Here is a 17,042-nt window from a genome sequence, read left to right as displayed (position 1 = left end):
TTTTGTTTGGGAGCCGGTGACTTCAAACTCCGCGCACCCGTTCGGCCAGTTCGAGCCACGGCGCGATCGACCAATGCCCGCGCGCTTGCCCCGACGGCGAGGGCAGCACGAACACCTGCGTGGTGCCGATGCGCTCCGGCTGCACCCCGTAGGCCAAGATGCCGCGCCCAAGCGCCGCCTTTGCCCCGTGCTTGCTGGTGAAGGCCAGCCAGCGCGGCGCGAAGCGCTCGATCTTGGCCACCAGCGCCGGCACGTCGAACGCGTCGCGTGGTAGCTCGCTGTCGTTGCCGCTGTGGTACTTGGCCAGGTCGGTGAAACCAATGCCCAGAGCGGGCAGTTGCGGAAATTCGTGCGGGGCATACAGCCGCGGCGTCAGCGCCACCTCGGCCAGCGCGCGCCAGAACAGGTTGCCCGGATGCGCGTAGTACGCGCCCTCCCGCGCCGAACGCGCGCCCGCCGCGGTGCCGCAGAACACCAGCGCCAGGCCGTCCTGCAGCACGTCCGGCAGGATGGGGTCGTCAGCCGGTGGTGCCATCAAGCAGGAAGTCGGTGAACTGGAAACGCTCGTCGCGTAATACCGATTCGCCCTTGCGCAAAGCCAGCGGAGTGCGGAACAGCGGCCCGCCGAAACTCAACGTGTGGAACTCGCCGCGTTCCCCGCACGGGTCGACTCCGGCGGGCAGGGCATCGAGCAGGGCGCCATCGAACGCGCGGCCGCAGAAGCTCGCCTCGAGCTGCTGCGTATCCACGCAGCACAGCATCGCCTGGTGGCCTTCGGCGACGAAGCGGCGTGACAGCGCGGCGGTGTCCTCGCCCCAGATCGGGAATACCGCCCGCCATTCGGCCTTGCCGAGCTGGCGTACGCGGTAGTCGCGCACGTCCTGCAGGAACAGGTCGCCGAAGGCGCAGTGGCGGATGCCCGGCCAGCGCATGCGTGCCTGGGCCAGCGCATCGGCGTGGGCTTGCTCGTAGGCTTCGTTGGAACCGGGCCAGTCCATCTCCACGACCAGCAGCGGCAGCTCGAGCGCGGCCGCCTGGGCATCGAGGATGTCGCGCCGCACGCCGTGCATGGCGATGCGCTCGTAGGTGCGGTTGACCGTGGTGAGCAGCGCGACCACCTGCCAGTGCGGGTCGGCGCGCAGCCGCTGCAAGGCCATCAGGCAGTCCTTGCCGCCGCTCCAGGCGAGCAGGATGGGTGTCGGAGTCATGCGCTCACTTTACGTGATCACGCTGCCCACATGGCGTGGACGCGCGCCCTGCGAAGCTGTCCGCATGACCGATTTCCTGCTCGACCTGTGGGGACGCTCGGCGGCGTTCCGGTTGATGACGGCGGCGGCCGTGGCGCTGTTGATCGCCATCGCGGTGCATCGTGCGATTCGTGCCCTGCTGTGGCGGCTGAGCGCCGATCACCCGATGGCGCGCGACATGCTGCGCTTCGCGCGGGCGCCGATGGGCTGGCTGGTGCCGCTGGCAGCGCTCGCCGTGGTGCTGCGCGCGCGTCCGGAACCCACGTTGCAGGCCCCGGTATCGCTGCTTTCGCATGCCCTGGTGGTGGCCCTGATCGGCGTGGCGAGCTGGCTGGGCGTGCGCTGCGTGCAGGCCGCCGAGGCGTTCTTCGCCCGGCGCTTCCCGGTGGACATGGCCGACAACCTGCGCGCCCGCCGCGTGCTGACCCAGGCGCGCGTGCTGGGTCGCACCGCCAGCGTGCTGATCGTGTTGCTCGGCCTGGCCGCCGCGCTGATGACGCTGCCGCTGGTGCGCCAGGTCGGCGCCAGTCTGCTCGCCTCGGCCGGGCTCGCCGGACTGGCGCTGGGACTGGCCGCCAAGCCGGTACTCAGCAACCTGATCGCCGGCGTGCAGATCGCGTTGACCCAGCCGATCCGGCTGGACGACGTGGTGATCATCGAGGGCGAGTGGGGTCGCATCGAGGAGATCACCGGTACCTACGTGGTGGTGCACATCTGGGACGAGCGGCGGCTGGTGGTGCCGCTGAACTGGTTCATGGAGCACCCGTTCCAGAACTGGACGCGATCGAGCGCGCAGATCATCGGCACCGTCTTTCTGTGGCTGGATTACCGCGTGCCGATGGCTGCCCTGCGCGAGGAGCTGACGCGGCTGTGCCGCGAGGCGCCGGAGTGGGATCGCCGGGTCTGCGTGCTGCAGGTGACCGATACCAGTGAGCACTCCATGCAATTGCGTGCGCTGGTCAGCTCCGCCGATTCGGGGCGCAACTGGGACCTGCGCTGCCGTGTCCGCGAGGGGCTGCTGTCCTTCGTGCAGGCCAATTACCCGCAGGCCCTGCCGCGCTGGCGCGGCGAATGCGGCGAGGCGGCCGAAGCTCCCGGCGACCTGGGCGGGCGGCCGGTGCGCCAGCCGCCCCCGCCCCAGCGCAGTCCGCACCCGGAAGACGGCGCCACGACGCCCGCGGCAGCCCCGGACGCCAGCGCCTGAAGCCGCTGCGGCGGCCCGCGCCACAACCGGCCAAAGTCAAGGGCGCGCGCGCATCGACAGTGCGCCAAGCCAGCCGCTATAAAGGTCCTTCCGGTTGGGGGTAGTGGCGGTGAGCGAAGAGATTCTGATCAATGTGACGCCGCGCGAAACCCGTGTCGGCATCGTCGAGAACGGCATGCTGCAGGAGGTGCACGTGGAGCGCGCGTCCCGGCGCGGCTACGTGGGCAACATCTACAAGGGCCGGGTGCAGCGGGTGATGCCCGGCATGCAGGCGGTGTTCGTGGACATCGGGCTGGATCGCGCCGCGTTCCTGCACGCCTCGGACATCATCCGTCCGGCGATTCCCGGGGTGGAAGGCGAATCGAACGGCAACGGCCACGTGCCCTCGATCAGCGAACTGGTGCACGAAGGCCAGGAGATCGTGGTGCAGGTGGTGAAGGACCCGATCAGCACCAAGGGCGCCCGGCTGTCCACCCATCTGTCGATTCCCTCGCGCTACCTGGTGCTGCTGCCGCATGCGCGCACGCTGGGCATTTCCGCGCGCATCGAGGACGAGACCGAGCGCCAGCGCCTGAAGGACGTGCTCAATCCGTTGATCGGCGAAAACCCGCTCGGCTACATCGTGCGCACCAACGCCGAGGGGCAGTCGGCCGAGTCGCTGGCCTTCGACGTCACCTACCTGGGCAAGGTGTGGCGTGTGGTGCAGGAGAACATCGCCAAGGCGCGCGTGGGCGAGCGCGTGTACGAGGAGCTGTCGCTGCCGCTGCGCAGCCTGCGCGACGCGCTCAACGAGACCATCGAGAAGGTGCGCGTGGATTCGCGCGAGACCTTCGAGAAGGTGGCCAAGTTCGTGCACAAGTTCATGCCGAGCCTGGACGACCGGGTCGAGCACTACGACGGCGAGCGGCCGATCTTCGATCTGTACGGGGTGGAAGACGAGATCCAGCGCGCGCTGAAGAAGGAGGTACCGCTCAAATCCGGCGGCTACCTCATCGTCGACCAGACCGAGGCGATGACCACCATCGACGTCAACACCGGCGGCTACCTCGGCACGCGCAATCTGGAGGAGACCGTCTACCGCACCAACCTGGAGGCGGCGCAGGCGGCGGCGCGCCAGCTGCGCCTGCGCAACCTGGGCGGCATCATCATCATCGACTTCATCGACATGACCGACGAGGAGCACAAGCGTCAGGTCATCCGCATGCTGGAGAAGGGCCTCGCCCGCGACCACGCCAAGACCACGGTGTACCCGATGTCGGCGCTGGGCTTGGTGGAGATGACCCGCAAGCGCACCACCGAGAGCCTGGAACGCCAGCTGTGCGAGCCGTGCCCGGCCTGCGCCGGCCGCGGCACGCTGAAGACCGCCGAGACGGTGACCTACGAGATCTTCCGCGAGATCACCCGCGCCGTGCGCCAGTTCAACGCGGCCAAGCTGCTGGTGATGGCCAGTCCGGCGGTGGTCAACCGCATCCTCGAAGAGGAGTCCACCGCGGTGGCCGAACTGGAGGAGTTCATCTCCAAAAGCATACGCTTCCAGGCCGAAGAGCATTATTCCCAGGAACAGTTCGATGTGGTTCTGCTGTAACCCGCGGCGCAGCGCGGTCGGCCTCCGGTGAGATCCCCCTGGGCGCGACATGCGCACGCGCTGGCGCGCGCGCTGGGCTGGACGGTCGGCATTGGCCTGATCACCGTGGCGGTGATCGCGGCACTGGCCCAGGTGCTGCTGCCCGAGCTGGCGCAGCATCCGCAGTGGGTCGCGGCGCAGCTGAGCCAGCGCCTGCACCGGCCGGTGAGCTTCGACACGATGCAGGGGCACTGGACGCCGGCCGGCCCACGTTTCGCGCTGCGCGGCGTGACCATCGGCGCGGCGGATGCCGGCCAGGTGCCACTGCGCATTCCCCAGGCGGACCTCACGCTGGATTTCGGCGGTTGGCTACTGCCGTCGCGGCATCTGCTCAACTTGCGCGCGCGCGGCCTGCAACTGGACCTGAGCCGCGGCACCGACGGCCGCTGGGCGATCAGCGGCATGGGCACGGCGGGTGGTGAATCCTCCGCCCCGCTCTCGCTGGGCAACCTGTCGCTGGACCTGTGGCTGGACGACCTGCACATCGACGTGGCTGACCAGCGCACGGGGCGTCACTACAACGTGCTGGCCGAGCAACTGCGGGTGGGGCTGGGTTCCAGCCGCGTACGGCTGGGCGCGCGACTGCGCCGCCCGGGCGCGGCGGGCATGCTCAGGGCCGCCGGTGATTTCCGTGCCGACGGCAGCAGCGGTCGGGTCTGGCTGGCCGGCGATGACCTGGACATCAAGGCGATGCTGGGCGACGCGGTATTGGCCGGCTATACGGCCGAGAGCGGCCACGGCCGGCTCGCCGCCTGGCTGGACTGGCGTGCCGGCAAGGTGGTGCGCAGCCTGCTGCAGACCGATCTCACCGACGTCTCGCTGCTCGGCCCCGACGGCAACCGCGCCGAGGTGGCGGCCATCCGCGGCGTCACCGAAATCCGCCAGACCGCCGATGGATACCGGCTGGCCTGGGCCGGTGACGACGGTAGCGCGCTGGTGGCCGCACTGCACCGGCCTTCGGCCGACGCGTTGCGGATTGGCGTGGCCGCCAGTCACCTGCAGCTCGCGCCGCTGGTGCCATGGCTGGCGCTCAAGCCGAACCTGTCGCCGGCGCTGGCACAGTGGCTGGGCGCGGGCAAGCCGCGTGGCGAGATCGCCAGCGCCAATCTGCAGTGGCAGCGCGGGCCTGGGCTGCTGCGCCTGCAGGCGCAACTTCAGGGTGTGGGCATCGATCCGGTCGGCCGTCTGCCGGGCATCGACCGGCTCGACGGCACGCTGCGTGGCGACGCCACGGCCATTGCGCTGGAGCTGCCCGCGCAGGCCACCGTGCTGCGCTTTCCGCGTGCCTTTGCCCAGCCGTTTGCACTCTCGCAGTTCGGCGGCCAGCTCGCCGTATGGCATGACGACGACGGCGCCCACCTGGGCGTGGATGCGCTCGATTTCACCGGCGCCGGCTTTGCCGGCCAGGCCCGTGGCGAAGTGCTGCTGCCGGCCGACGGCGGCGCGCCGTTCCTGGATATCTACGCCCACGTCGATCACGCCGACGTCTCGGCGGCGAAGCTGTTCTGGCCGACCACGATGTCGCCCAAGGCGGTGTCGTGGCTCGACCGGGCGCTGGTGGCAGGCCACATCGACGGCGGCGATGCGCTCGTGCGCGGCAGCCTGGCCGACTGGCCGTTCCGCCACAACGAGGGGCGTTTCGAGGCGCAAGCACGCATCAGCGATCTCACGCTGGATTACGGCGAGGGCTGGCCGCGGGCCGAGCACGTGGCGGCGGTGGCCAACTTCATCGACAACGGCATGCTGGTCCAGGCCACCGGTGGCGACGCCTCGGGAGTGAAGCTCGACCACGCGGTGGCGCTGATTCCCGATTTCGGCGATGCGCTGCTCGACCTCAATGCCAGCGGCAGCGGCAGCGGCGGCAGCCTGATGAACTTCGTCAGCCACAGCCCGATCGCCGCGCATGAGGCCGATACGCTGGCCAAGCTCAAGCTCGGTGGCCAGGGTGATTTCGACTTCCACCTGCTGTTGCCGCTCAAGCCGGGCTCGGAGCTGCAGCTCAACGGCACCGCCCAGCTCACCAACGCCGACCTGAGCGCGCCGGAATGGAAGCTGCAGCTGGACAAGCTCACAGGCCCGCTGCAGTTCGACGCCCATGGCCTCACCGCCGGACCATTGCAGGCGGGTTTCCGCGGTCAGCCGTCCAGCCTGCAGATGCGCATCGCGGGCGCTACCGGCGATCCGAACGCGATGCTGTCGGCCAGCCTGGATGGTCGCTACAGCTTCGCCGACCTGGTGCACGACCAGCCGACGATCGCCTGGCTGGGCGATGCCTCCGAGGGACGCAGCAGCATGCGCATCGGCTTAGACATCGCCCGCGACGATCAAAACGCGCCGTGGCACCAGACCTTGAGCGTCGACTCCACGCTGCAGGGCATCGCCCTGAAGCTGCCCGCGCCATTGGACAAGCCGGCGTCCAGCGCGCAGCAGTTGCACGTGAGCCTGCCGCTGCCGGTTACGGCGGCGGATCTGCATGTGTCACTGGGCGACGTGCTGCGCGCGCGCTTTCGCCTGCCGGGCGCCAACAACGAGCCGCTCGGCGGCACGCTGGCCCTGGGCGACCAGATGCCGGACACCGTGCCGGCGCAGGGCCTGCGTGTACGCGGGCACGGCGATCGTCTGGACGTCAGTGGCTGGATCCAGCACGTGGTGGCCGGCAGTGCCGGCGCCGGCGCCCCCACGCTGGAGAGCATCGACGTGACGGCCGATCACGCCACGCTGTTCGGCAGCGATTTCCCTGGGCTGCATCTGCAGGTGCAGCCGAAGGCCGGCGAACTGGCGATCGACGCCGACAGCGCCACGCTGGCCGGCCATTTCCAGGTGCCCACGGCCGAGCTGGACAAGCGCGGTATCACCGCGCGGCTCAAGCGCCTGTACTGGCCCAAGGCGGAGCCGCCCAAGGACGCCAAGGGCAAAGCCTTGCCCGATACCGGGCCCACTCCGGAGCAGGCGGCGCGCACCGGCGTGAAGCCCGCCAGCCTGCCGCCGCTGCATCTGCTGGTGGATGACCTGCGCCTGGGCGATGCGCGTCTGGGCGAGGCGCGCATGGAGAGCTGGCCCACCGCCAACGGCATGCACATGGACCAGTTGCGCGCGCTGTCGCGCAGCGTGCAGATCACCGCCTCGGGCGACTGGAACGGCACGCCGGAGGCCAGCCGCACGCACCTCAACATCGACTTCGCCGCCGAGGACATCGGCAAGATGCTCGGCGCGTTCGGCTTCGATGGCCTGTTCAACGGCGGCAAGACGCGCGCTCATCTGGACGGCAGCTGGCCGGGCGGGCCGTCGGCGATCACCCTGGCCAACCTGGACGGCAAGCTCGACGTGCACGTCACCGACGGGCGCATTCCCGAGGCGACCTCGCCGGGCGTGGGGCGCCTGCTCGGCCTGGTCTCGCTGGCCGAGCTGCCGCGACGGCTCACGCTGGATTTCGGCGACGTGTTCGGCAAGGGCCTGGCGTTCGACACCATCGACGGCAGCTTCAATTTCGCCGATGGCAATGCCACCACCAAAGACCTCAAGATCCACGGTCCCGCTGCGGAGATCACCGTCAGCGGCCGTACCGGCATGCGCGCCCGCGACTACGACCAGCAGCTCTACGTGGTGCCGCACGTGGGCAACAGCCTGCCGGTGGTGGGCGCGGTGGTCGGCGGGCCGGTCGGCGCGGCGGCCGGGCTGGCCGTGCAGGGGCTGCTCGGCAAGGGCCTCAACAAGGCCGCCAGCGCGCGCTATGCGATCACCGGCAGCTGGGACAAGCCGGTGATCACGCTGATCGAGAAGCGCGTGCCCAAGAGCGCGCCAGTCGAGCCGGTCCCGGCAGCCTCGAGTACGGTCCCGGTGGTGCCGGCTCCTGCTAGCTCCAGCGCACCGAAGCGCTAGGTCACTGGTCGGTCGGTTCGGCCGGTTTTGGTGGTCCGCGGAACGGAAACAGCTGCTGGCGGATGAAGCCGTCGGGCATGTAGTCGCCCACTACGCCGTAGGTGTCCGGAAAGCGCCGAGTGGACTTCACCGCCGTGCCGAACAGGTAATCGAGGAACGCGTAGTGCGCGGCGTAGTTGCGATCGATCGCTTCGTCGTCGGAGGCGTGGTGCCAGTGATGGAAGTCCGGCGTCACCACCAGGTATTTCAGCGGCCCCCACGGCAGGTGCACGTTGGCGTGGTTGAACACCGCCTGGAAGCCGACCACCAGGATGTAGGCATTCATCACGCCCTCGCTGAAACCCAGGATGTACAGCGGCGCCAGCACCGCCACCCGGGTCACGATGAGCTCGAGCATGTGCTGGCGCGAGCCGGCCAGCCAGTCCATCGTCTTGGTGCTGTGGTGCACGGCGTGGAAGCGCCATAGGAAAGGCACCTCGTGGTACGCCCGGTGCGTCCAGTACTGCGCCAGGTCGGCGATCAGGATGCACAGCAGCAGCTGCGGCACGAAGGCGATGTGCTGCACGGTCTGCTGGAACGCGCTGGCGGTGAGCCAGCCGAACAGGTGGTGCAGCAGGAAGTTCACCGTCAGCAGCGCCAGCCCCACGATGAAGTGGTTCACCGCGAAGTGCTTCAGGTCGGTCTGCCATTCCTTGCGGAACACGGCCTGGCCCTTGTACAGCGGAAACAGCTTCTCGATCACCACGAACACCAGTGTGGACCCGAGCAGGTCGAGGATGAACCAGTCCAGCCCGATGTACGGCGTGTGGTCCGGGAAATTGCCCACCGGCACGCGCGAACCGCCCAGCGCGGTGGCCGCCAGCACGAAGGCGAACGCAACCGCGTTGATGTCGCGCGAGCGGCCCAGCACCACGTTGCCCAGCGAGATGCCGCCGGCCACCAGCAGGCCGCCCAGCAGCAACTGGCGCAACACATTTACCGAATACTTGTGGCGCAGGTCGGGCGTGGTCAGGTATTGCGGGAAGTGGAACGCCAGTACCGCGAGCAGGCTCAGCACGCCCAGTGACAGGGCGATCACGCCGCTGATCCGGCCCAGCCCGGCGTGGAGCTCGCCGTCGCTGCGCAGCAGCTCGCGGGTCTCGGTGACCGGCTGGTGCAGGGCGTGTTCGATGGCTTCGCGCGTGCGTTCGCGCCTGGACGATGGCCGCATGAATGGTTTCCCCCGTGGACGCCTTCCTGGCGTTGGCGCATCGTAGCGGATAGCCACGCCGGCCGGCGCTTTAAAGCCCGCCCCGGCGGCCCCACCTTAGCCAGTCACTCCGGATACCGATGCTGATGCCCATGTCCACACTTCTCGAGCAAGTCCAGCAGCGCCTGCTCACGCCCGGCGGCCTGGCCACCGGTGACCTGGAGCGCGTGTTCGACCAGCTGATGGCGCCGTCGATCGACGCCGCGGACCTATATTTCCAGCACTCGCGTAGCGAGTCGTGGACGCTGGAGGAAGGCATCGTCAAGGACGGCAGCCACTCCATCGAGCAGGGGGTGGGCGTGCGCGCCATCAGCGGCGAAAAGACCGGCTTCGCCTATTCCGACGAGATCGTGCTGCCGCAGTTGCTGGAGGCCTCCAAGGCGGCGCGCGCCATCGCGCAGGACGGCCGTGGCGCCGGGCGCCCGCTGGCGCTGGGCAATGCGCGGTCGCTGTATCCGGCGATCGACCCGGTCGAGAGCCTGCCCAACCCGGACAAGATCGCCCTGCTGCGCGAGGTGGATGCCTACGCGCGCTCGCGCGATCCGCGCATCACCCAGGTGATCGTCAGCCTCGCCGCCACGCTGGACACCATCCTCATCGCCGCCTCCGACGGCACCCTGGCTGCCGACGTGCGCCCGCTGGTGCGCATCAACGTGCAGGTGATCGCCGAGGCCAACGGCCGCCGCGAGCAGGGCTATGCCGGCGGCGGCGGGCGCTACAGCTACGGAGAGTTGATCGCCAACGGCCGCGCGCTGGCGTTCGCCGACGAGGCGGTGCGCCAGGCACTGGTGAACCTGGAGTCGATCGACGCCCCGGCCGGCCAGATGACCGTGGTGCTCGGCCCGGGCTGGCCCGGCGTGCTGCTGCACGAGGCGATCGGCCACGGCCTGGAGGGCGACTTCAACCGCAAGGGCAGCTCCGCCTTCGCCGGCCGCATCGGCCAGCGCGTGGCGGCCAAGGGCGTCACCGTGGTCGACGACGGCACGCTGGCTGGCCGCCGCGGCTCGCTCAGCATCGACGACGAGGGCACGCCCACCGAGTGCACCACGCTGATCGAGGACGGCATCCTGGTCGGCTACATGCAGGACAAGCTCAACGCCCGCCTGATGGGCATGAAGCCCACCGGCAACGGTCGCCGCGAATCGTTCACCCAGCTGCCGATGCCGCGCATGACCAACACCTACATGCGCGGCGGCAGCATGGACCCGGCCGAGATCATCCGCTCGGTGAAGAAGGGTCTATACGCGCCGAACTTCGGCGGCGGCCAGGTGGACATCACCAACGGCAAGTTCACCTTCTCTGCCAGCGAGGCCTACCTGATCGAGGACGGCAAGATCACCGCGCCAGTGAAGGGCGCCACCCTGATCGGCTCCGGCCCCGAGGTGCTCAACCGTGTCTCGATGATCGGCAACGACATGGCGCTGGACGAAGGCGTGGGCGTGTGCGGCAAGGACGGCCAGAGCGTGCCGGTGGGCGTGGGCCAGCCGACCCTGCGGATCGACGCCATGACCGTGGGCGGCACCGCGTCCTGACGCATGCGCTCTCGCCCCTCGGGGAGAGGGCGTCTGATGGTCAGGCGTCTTCGTCGTTCGGCGCTTCGCCACCAGAGGCGCCATCGTCGACGTCCGCTTCCAGCTCCTTCAGCAACTGGAATATCTCGCGATAGGCCCGCGGCGGCTTGTTCGGCGTGGCCTTCTCGATCCGCGCCTGGCGAATCAGCGAGCGCAGGTGCTGGCGGTCGAGATCGCTCTGGCGGGCGATGAGTTCGGCCAGCGCGTCGTCGGATGTTTCATCCGCGATGAGGCGATCGCGCAGCGCTTCCATGCGATGCATGGCGGCGGTTTCCTGGCGCTGCTTTTCACGGTTCACGCCGAGCGCGGCGCGGGCGGCGGCGAAGGCGTCGTCGTCGTAGCGGCGCATCACTTTGGCGAGGAAGCCGAGCTGGCGCTTGCGCGCGATGTGCGCGGTGATGCGGCGCACGTTGGCGATCTCGTTGCGCACATCCTCGGGCAGGTCGATCTTGGCCAGCTTGGCCGGCTGCATCTCCACCAGCTGGACGGCGAACGCCAGCACGGCTTTCGCGTCGCGGCGCTGCTGGGTGCGGCTGGGGCCGTATTCGGTGTCGTCCAGCTCGTGCTGGTTGCGGCTGCGGCTGGGGCTCACGAGGAAGTTCCGGTGGAAGGGTTGTCGGGGGTGTCGTCGCTGTCGGCCTGTTCCAGCGCAAAGCGCGGAATCGGCTCGCCCTCCAGCTCCACCGTTTCGCAGAACATCGCCGCCGGGCGCACCCACAGGCCGTGCTCGCCATACAGCGCCTGGTACACGACCAGCGGTTCCATCGTCTCGCTGTGGTGCGCGGTACCCAGCACGCGATAGCGCTGGCCCTTGTAGTGGCGGTAGATGCCGGCGGCTGGTTGCATGGGACTCTCCACAGCGGCCAGACTGGCGCGCTCTTTTCAACCGGGCCGTGCGACCCCATCTGTGGGGATTCGGACGGCGAGGGTCGTCCATTCTACCCGCCCCCCTTGCAGGAATCCCACGTGAGCGAGATCGCCCTCCACCCCGACCGCAGCGCCGACGAACTGGACCGCCTGGCCAGCCTGGCCGAGGACGTGATCCGCCGCGCCCGCGCCGCCGGCGCCAGCCAGGCCGAGGTGGCCGCCAGCATCGACACGGGGCTCAACGTGAACGTGCGCCTGGGCGAGGTGGAGACGGTTGAGCACACGCGCGACCGCGGCTTCGGTCTCACCGTGTACTTCGGCCAGCGCAAGGGCTCGGCCAGCACGGCGGACCTCAATCCCGACTCGATCCAGGCCACCATCGACCAGGCTTGCGCGATCGCGCGTTACACCGAGGAAGATCCGGCCGCCGGGCTCGCCGACGCAGCGCTGATGGCCACCGACTTCCCCGATCTGGATCTGTGGCACCCGTGGGCGATCGATACCGCCGGCGCCATCGCGCTGGGTCAGCGCATCGAGGACGCCGGGCGCGCGCATGCCGGCATCAGCAACTCCGACGGCGCCGGCGTGCAGATGGGCGAGAGCCTGTCGGTGTACGCCAACTCGCACGGTTTCGTCGGACGCGAGCGCGGCACGCGGCATTCGATCTCGCTGTCGCTGATCGCCGGCGACGAGGCCGGCATGCAGCGCGACTACTGGTACGACAGCGTGCGCGACGCGGCGAAATTCATGGACGCCAAGGCGCTGGGCGACAAAGCCGCCGAGCGCACCCTGATGCGGATGGGCGCGCGCAGCCTGTCCACCCGGCAGTGCCCGGTGCTGTTCGCGCCGGAGCTGGCGCGCGGGTTGATCGGGCATCTGGTGGGCGCGGTGAGCGGCGGCGCGCTGTACCGCCGCGCCAGCTTCCTGCTCGACCACGTGGGCCAGCCGGTGATGCCGGCATGGATGAACATCGTCGAGCGGCCGCGGCTGATCGGCGGGCAGGCCTCCGGCGCGTTCGATGCCGAAGGCGTGGCCACCCGCGACAGCGCGCTGGTCGAAAGCGGCGTGCTGGCGCGCTACGTGCTCGGCAGCTACTCCGCGCGCAAGCTCGGCCTGGCCACCACGGCCAATGCGGGCGGCATCCACAACCTCATCGTCGACGCCGGCAGCGCCGACGGCGCGCGCAGCGATTTCGCCGGCATGCTCCAGCGTCTGGGCACCGGTCTGCTGGTGACCGAGGTGATGGGCCAGGGCGTGAGCACCACCACCGGCGACTACTCGCGCGGCGCGGCGGGCTTCTGGGTCGAGAACGGGCGGATCGCCTACCCGGTGGAGGAGATCACCATCGCCGCCAACCTGCGCGACATGTTCCGCGGCATCGTGGCCGTGGGTAGCGACGTGGACCCGCGCTCGCACATCCTCACCGGCTCGATCCTGCTCGAGCGCATGACGGTGGCGGGCGAATAGCCCATCCACCCCGTGCGCAAGAGGCTGCGCCCGCGGTAGCATCTGCGGCAAATCGCCACGCCGTGGCGGTCTGCCACCACTACCGAGGGTCTGGTCATGAGCGTTCCACCCGATGACGTCGTTCCCCCGCCGCCGCCGCACGACGAAGCGCCGGCCTCTGTCGTGCCGACCGCCGAAGAGCGGCAGTGGGCGATGTTCGCTCATTTGTCCGCGCTGCTCGGCGGCCTCTTGACGGGACACTGGATGGGCATCGGCTGCTTCATTGCGCCGTTGATCATCTGGCTGATCAAGAAGGACACCCTGCCGTTTGTTGCCGATCAGGCCAAGGAGGCGTTGAACTTCAACATCACCGTGGCGATCGTCAGCGCCGTGCTGCTGGTGCTGACCGTGGTGACCTTTGGCATCGGGGTGTTTCTCACGCTTCCGGTCGGCGTCATCGTCGGCATTGCCTGGCTGGTCCTGGTGATCATGGCGGCGATCAAGGCCAACGAGGGCGTCACCTACCGCTACCCGTTCGCGCTGCGGCTGATCAAGTAAGCCGGTTGCCAGTACAAGAAAAAGGCCGCCCATTAGGGCGGCCTTTTTCGTTGGGTCAGGCGGATCAGCGCAGCCGGTGCGCGGCGTACAACGCCAGCTCGCGTAGCGGTGAATGCGGCGCGTCCAGCGGGCCGAGTGCGGCGAGCGCTTCCTCGGTGAGCTCGGCCAGCCGGGCACGCGAGGCATCCAGCCCGAGGATCGAGGGAAAGGTGGGCTTGTCGGCGGCCGCGTCCTTGCCGGCGGTCTTGCCGATCACTGCCGATTCGCCTTCCACGTCGAGGATGTCGTCGCGCACCTGGAAGGCCAGGCCCACGGCGTGGGCGTAGCGGTCCAGCGCATCGAGCGTGTCGGTGTCCGCGCCGGCCGTCATGGCGCCGAGCTGGACCGAGGCGCGGATCAGCGCACCGGTCTTGCAGGCGTGCATGTGCTCCAGCTCGGCCAGCGTCAGCACGCGGCCCACCGCGGCCAGATCCAGCGCCTGGCCACCGGCCATGCCCTCGGCGCCACAGGCGCGGCCCAGCGCGCGCTGCATGGCCATGCCAACGGCCGGCTCCACCGGCGCCTGCGCCAATAGTTCGAAGGCCAGAGCCTGCAGCGCGTCGCCGGCAAGGATCGCCATCGCCTCGCCGAAAACGATGTGGCAGGTGGGGCGGCCGCGGCGCATGGCGTCGTCGTCCATCGCCGGCAGGTCATCGTGCACCAGCGAATAGGCGTGGATCAGCTCGACCGCGCAGGCCGGCATGTCGAGCGCGGCATCGTCGTGACCCAGCGCGTGGCCGGCCGCGTAGACCAGCAGCGGGCGCAGCCGCTTGCCGCCACCCAGCACGGCGTAACGCATGGCGCGGTGCAGGTCGGTGGGCGGGGTGTCGTCGGCGGGCAGGGCATCGGCCAGCGCGCGGTCGGCGCGGTCGATCAGCGCCTGCAGCGCGGGGCCAAGCTCAGAGTTCGGGTTCAAACGGTTCGGCGCTCTCGGGGGCGTCGGGGTCGAGCAGCAGGCGCACGCGCAGGTCGGCCTTCTCCAGCGCCTGCTGGCAGTGGCGGTACAGGCCGATGCCGCGCTCGAACGAGGCCAGCGAATCGTCCAGGCTCAGGTCGCCGCCTTCCATCTTCGCCACCAGCTGCTCGAGCTCGTCGAGCGAGTGCTCGAAGTCGGCGACTGGCGCGGGATTGGCGGGGGCGGGAGCGGTCTTGGCCATGGCCGGGAACGCTAACGCAGCGAGGGCGCTGAATCAATGGAAAAGCGCGCTGGCTGCGACCGTAAGCCGTGGCGCGCGGCCGTTCGCGGCGCAGGCGTCCAGCGCGTTCGGGTCGGCCCGATCAACCGGGGTGGCGGGCGCCTCGGCCAGGGCGCCAGTGCAGACGCTCGCCGGGCCCGCCGAGCAGGGTCTGGCCGCGTGCGGTGAGCCAGCGGTCGCCGACCGCAATCAACGCCTCGCCCTCGTAGATCATCGGGCAGCCTGCGCGCTGCCAGGGCGGCAGCGCGGCCTGCTGGAACAGGTCGCGCAGCTCGCGGGTATGGCGATCGCCGGCCGGCTTGAGGTGCTCGCCACCGCGCCGCAGGCGTACGCTGAGCGGCGTATCGAGCGCGCCATCGAGGGTGAGCTGGCCGCCGTCAGGCAGCGCGAGCGGACCGCCCGGCCAAGGGGCCTGCCAGCCTGGATCAAAGGTGACGGCAGGCGGTAGCGCCCACAGTCGCCCCTTCCATACGTGCAGTTCGGCGCCGGGCCAGCGGATGCAGGGCACGCGTCCCTCGCGCGCATCGAGCTGGCGCTCGATCTGCGCGCGCTGGGCGTGTCCGGGTGCGGGCAGCTGGCGGGCATGCAGCCAGTGGTCGAGCAGCGGTTCGCGCAGGGCCGGCGCCAGCGCACGCCAGCCGGCGGCGTCGAGGCTGGCGCTGTGCGCGTCGTGCAGGCGGTCGAATGCCGACAGCCACTGCTCGCGCAACGAACCGGCGGCGGCGCGGCAGAGCGCGGCGCTGTGGGTGATGGCGTCGACCGCGCCCGGCCAGTGCGCTGCCAGGCGCGGCAGGATCTCGCTGCGCAGCTGATTGCGACCAAGCCGCGGGTCGGCATTGGCTGGATCATCCAGGCAGGCCAGTGCATGGGTTTGCACATAGCTGCGCAGCGCCACGCGCGGAAGCTTGAGCAGCGGGCGCCACAGCTCGCCGGCGCCCAGCGGTCGGCGTTCACGCATGCCGCCGAGCCCCTCCGGCCCGGCGCCACGCAGCAGCTTCAGCAGGACGGTTTCCGCCTGATCGTCGCGATGGTGTGCGGTGAGCAGGCGCTCGCCCGGCGCGAGGTGGTTGGCCAGGGCGGCGTAACGCGCCTCGCGCGCGGCGGCTTCGACGCCGCGTCCGGCGGCGAGGTCCACCGTCACCTGCAGTACCGTGCACGAAACGCCGAGGCTCGCGCAGAAGGCGCGCGCATGGTCCGCCCAACGCGCGCTGTCCTGGTGCAGGCCGTGATCCACGTGCACCGCACGCAGTGCACCGCGACCCGGCAGCGCGGCCAGGGCATGGAGCAGGGCGGTGGAATCGGGGCCGCCGCTGAAGGCCACGCACAGCGCGTCCTCCGGCGCTGCGGCGAGCTGGGCGGTCAGGTGCTGGACGAGCGAGGCGGACAATGGCGCAGAGGGACGGGCAGCGGCGTGCCGCGTTACTTGCGGCGCTTGTTGCGCACGTACAGCGTGCGTGCCGGGCCATCGCCGCGCTGGTCGATCTCGAACAGCCCGATCGCATCGACCAGCTCGCTGAGCTTGCGGTAGCCGTAGTTGCGCGGGTCGAACTCCGGCGCCTGCTTGGCCACGGACGAGCCGATCGCACCCAGGTGCGCCCAGCCGCTGTCGTCCGACACGCCATCGATCGCGTTGCGCAGCAAGCCGACCAGGCGCGCATCGCCCTTGAGCTGCTGCTGCGACATCGGCTTGGTCGGATGTTCGTCCTCCGGCTTCTCCACCAGCAGCTCGGTGTAGATGAACTTGTCGCAGGCGGCGACGAAGGGCTCGGGCGTCTTCTTCTCGCCGAAGCCGTACACGGTGAGCCCAGACTCGCGGATGCGCGCGGCCAGCCGGGTGAAGTCGCTGTCGCTGGAGACGATGCAGAACCCGTCGAAACGCCCGGTGTAGAGCAGGTCCATCGCGTCGATGATCATCGCCGAATCGGTGGCGTTCTTGCCGCGCGTGTAGCCGAACTGCTGGATCGGCTGGATCGAATAGGTGAGCAGGGTTTCTTTCCAGCTCTTCAGGTGCGGGCCAGTCCAGTCGCCGTAGATGCGCTTGGCGTGGGCGGTGCCGTACTTGGCGATCTCGGCCAGCAGTCCCTCGACGATGGCGGGCTGGGCATTGTCGGCGTCGATCAGCACGGCGAGGCGGGCAGAGGCAGGCGTGGCCATGGCGGTGG

Annotated in this window: 15 protein-coding genes; 6 read left to right on the top strand and 9 right to left on the bottom strand. The window is 69.7% G+C overall.

Features of this window, described 5'->3' with window-relative positions:
* Positions 1-22: 22 nt before the first annotated feature.
* On the bottom strand, positions 23-535 hold the full coding sequence (locus tag ACQVBX_RS10005) for a mismatch-specific DNA-glycosylase (protein WP_431633950.1): 513 nt from the start codon (positions 533-535) through the stop codon (positions 23-25).
* Positions 519-1,208 carry an ATP-binding protein gene (locus ACQVBX_RS10000; protein WP_431633948.1) on the bottom strand — a complete coding sequence of 230 codons (690 nt, stop codon included), beginning with the start codon at positions 1,206-1,208 and terminating at the stop codon, positions 519-521. Before ACQVBX_RS10000 ends, ACQVBX_RS10005 begins: the two co-directional genes overlap by 17 nt.
* Before the next feature lie 64 nt (positions 1,209-1,272).
* Between ACQVBX_RS10000 and ACQVBX_RS09995 the strand changes: the two genes are divergently transcribed.
* From ACQVBX_RS09995 to ACQVBX_RS09985, 3 genes are all read left to right on the top strand, one after another.
* On the top strand, positions 1,273-2,451 hold the full coding sequence (locus tag ACQVBX_RS09995) for a mechanosensitive ion channel family protein (protein WP_431633947.1): 1,179 nt from the start codon (positions 1,273-1,275) through the stop codon (positions 2,449-2,451).
* Between the two features lie 109 nt (positions 2,452-2,560).
* The gene (gene rng / locus ACQVBX_RS09990; protein ID WP_431633946.1) at positions 2,561-4,036 is read left to right on the top strand and encodes a ribonuclease G; all 1,476 of its coding nucleotides are present in this window, start codon (positions 2,561-2,563) and stop codon (positions 4,034-4,036) included.
* A gap of 27 nt (positions 4,037-4,063) precedes the next feature.
* Positions 4,064-7,954 carry a YhdP family protein gene (locus ACQVBX_RS09985; RefSeq protein ID WP_431633945.1) on the top strand — a complete coding sequence of 1,297 codons (3,891 nt, stop codon included), beginning with the start codon at positions 4,064-4,066 and terminating at the stop codon, positions 7,952-7,954.
* Position 7,955: 1 nt separating this feature from the next.
* Here ACQVBX_RS09985 and ACQVBX_RS09980 read toward each other — a convergent pair whose 3' ends face one another.
* A complete protein-coding gene (locus ACQVBX_RS09980; protein ID WP_431633944.1) occupies positions 7,956-9,164 on the bottom strand; it encodes a sterol desaturase family protein in 1,209 nt (402 codons plus the stop codon).
* A gap of 131 nt (positions 9,165-9,295) precedes the next feature.
* Here ACQVBX_RS09980 and tldD point away from each other — a divergent pair, with 131 nt between their 5' ends.
* Positions 9,296-10,735: a metalloprotease TldD gene (gene tldD, locus ACQVBX_RS09975; RefSeq protein WP_431633943.1), complete on the top strand. Its 1,440-nt coding sequence runs from the start codon at positions 9,296-9,298 to the stop codon at positions 10,733-10,735.
* A gap of 40 nt (positions 10,736-10,775) precedes the next feature.
* On the opposite strand, the gene yjgA is transcribed toward tldD, so the two are convergent.
* Positions 10,776-11,366, bottom strand: a complete 591-nt coding sequence (gene yjgA, locus ACQVBX_RS09970; RefSeq protein WP_431633942.1) for a ribosome biogenesis factor YjgA — start codon at positions 11,364-11,366, stop codon at positions 10,776-10,778.
* The gene (locus tag ACQVBX_RS09965; RefSeq protein ID WP_431633941.1) at positions 11,363-11,620 is read right to left on the bottom strand and encodes a DUF1653 domain-containing protein; all 258 of its coding nucleotides are present in this window, start codon (positions 11,618-11,620) and stop codon (positions 11,363-11,365) included. Before ACQVBX_RS09965 ends, yjgA begins: the two co-directional genes overlap by 4 nt.
* A 120-nt stretch (positions 11,621-11,740) precedes the next feature.
* Between ACQVBX_RS09965 and pmbA the strand changes: the two genes are divergently transcribed.
* Together pmbA and ACQVBX_RS09955 are read left to right on the top strand one after the other, a co-directional pair.
* Positions 11,741-13,108 carry a metalloprotease PmbA gene (gene pmbA, locus ACQVBX_RS09960; RefSeq protein ID WP_431633940.1) on the top strand — a complete coding sequence of 456 codons (1,368 nt, stop codon included), beginning with the start codon at positions 11,741-11,743 and terminating at the stop codon, positions 13,106-13,108.
* A gap of 96 nt (positions 13,109-13,204) precedes the next feature.
* Positions 13,205-13,645: a DUF4870 domain-containing protein gene (locus ACQVBX_RS09955; RefSeq protein WP_431633939.1), complete on the top strand. Its 441-nt coding sequence runs from the start codon at positions 13,205-13,207 to the stop codon at positions 13,643-13,645.
* Between the two features lie 64 nt (positions 13,646-13,709).
* Here ACQVBX_RS09955 and ACQVBX_RS09950 read toward each other — a convergent pair whose 3' ends face one another.
* The 4 genes from ACQVBX_RS09950 to ACQVBX_RS09935 all read right to left on the bottom strand — a co-directional run bounded on the left by ACQVBX_RS09950 (position 13,710) and on the right by ACQVBX_RS09935 (position 17,034).
* On the bottom strand, positions 13,710-14,600 hold the full coding sequence (locus tag ACQVBX_RS09950; protein WP_431633938.1) for a polyprenyl synthetase family protein: 891 nt from the start codon (positions 14,598-14,600) through the stop codon (positions 13,710-13,712).
* On the bottom strand, positions 14,584-14,841 hold the full coding sequence (locus ACQVBX_RS09945; protein WP_431633937.1) for an exodeoxyribonuclease VII small subunit: 258 nt from the start codon (positions 14,839-14,841) through the stop codon (positions 14,584-14,586). Before ACQVBX_RS09945 ends, ACQVBX_RS09950 begins: the two co-directional genes overlap by 17 nt.
* Before the next feature lie 121 nt (positions 14,842-14,962).
* On the bottom strand, positions 14,963-16,267 hold the full coding sequence (gene tilS / locus ACQVBX_RS09940) for a tRNA lysidine(34) synthetase TilS (protein ID WP_431633936.1): 1,305 nt from the start codon (positions 16,265-16,267) through the stop codon (positions 14,963-14,965).
* Positions 16,268-16,299: 32 nt separating this feature from the next.
* Positions 16,300-17,034: an NYN domain-containing protein gene (locus ACQVBX_RS09935; protein ID WP_431633935.1), complete on the bottom strand. Its 735-nt coding sequence runs from the start codon at positions 17,032-17,034 to the stop codon at positions 16,300-16,302.
* Positions 17,035-17,042 lie beyond the last annotated feature (8 nt).

The sequence above is a fragment of the Dyella thailandensis genome, from assembly GCF_050749815.1.
Taxonomy (GTDB): domain Bacteria; phylum Pseudomonadota; class Gammaproteobacteria; order Xanthomonadales; family Rhodanobacteraceae; genus Dyella_A.
This window is presented reverse-complemented; position numbering and strand designations above follow the sequence as displayed.

Excerpts from the sequence above, each read along its gene's own strand:
- ACQVBX_RS10005 (WP_431633950.1), bottom strand. The coding sequence starts at position 535 with ATGGCACCACCGGCTGACGACCCCATCCTGCCGGACGTGCTGCAGGAC.
- ACQVBX_RS10000 (WP_431633948.1), bottom strand. The coding sequence starts at position 1,208 with ATGACTCCGACACCCATCCTGCTCGCCTGGAGCGGCGGCAAGGACTGC.
- ACQVBX_RS09995 (WP_431633947.1), top strand. The coding sequence starts at position 1,273 with ATGACCGATTTCCTGCTCGACCTGTGGGGACGCTCGGCGGCGTTCCGG.
- ACQVBX_RS09980 (WP_431633944.1), bottom strand. The coding sequence starts at position 9,164 with ATGCGGCCATCGTCCAGGCGCGAACGCACGCGCGAAGCCATCGAACAC.
- tldD (WP_431633943.1), top strand. The coding sequence starts at position 9,296 with ATGTCCACACTTCTCGAGCAAGTCCAGCAGCGCCTGCTCACGCCCGGC.
- ACQVBX_RS09965 (WP_431633941.1), bottom strand. The coding sequence starts at position 11,620 with ATGCAACCAGCCGCCGGCATCTACCGCCACTACAAGGGCCAGCGCTAT.
- ACQVBX_RS09955 (WP_431633939.1), top strand. The coding sequence starts at position 13,205 with ATGAGCGTTCCACCCGATGACGTCGTTCCCCCGCCGCCGCCGCACGAC.
- ACQVBX_RS09945 (WP_431633937.1), bottom strand. The coding sequence starts at position 14,841 with ATGGCCAAGACCGCTCCCGCCCCCGCCAATCCCGCGCCAGTCGCCGAC.
- ACQVBX_RS09935 (WP_431633935.1), bottom strand. The coding sequence starts at position 17,034 with ATGGCCACGCCTGCCTCTGCCCGCCTCGCCGTGCTGATCGACGCCGAC.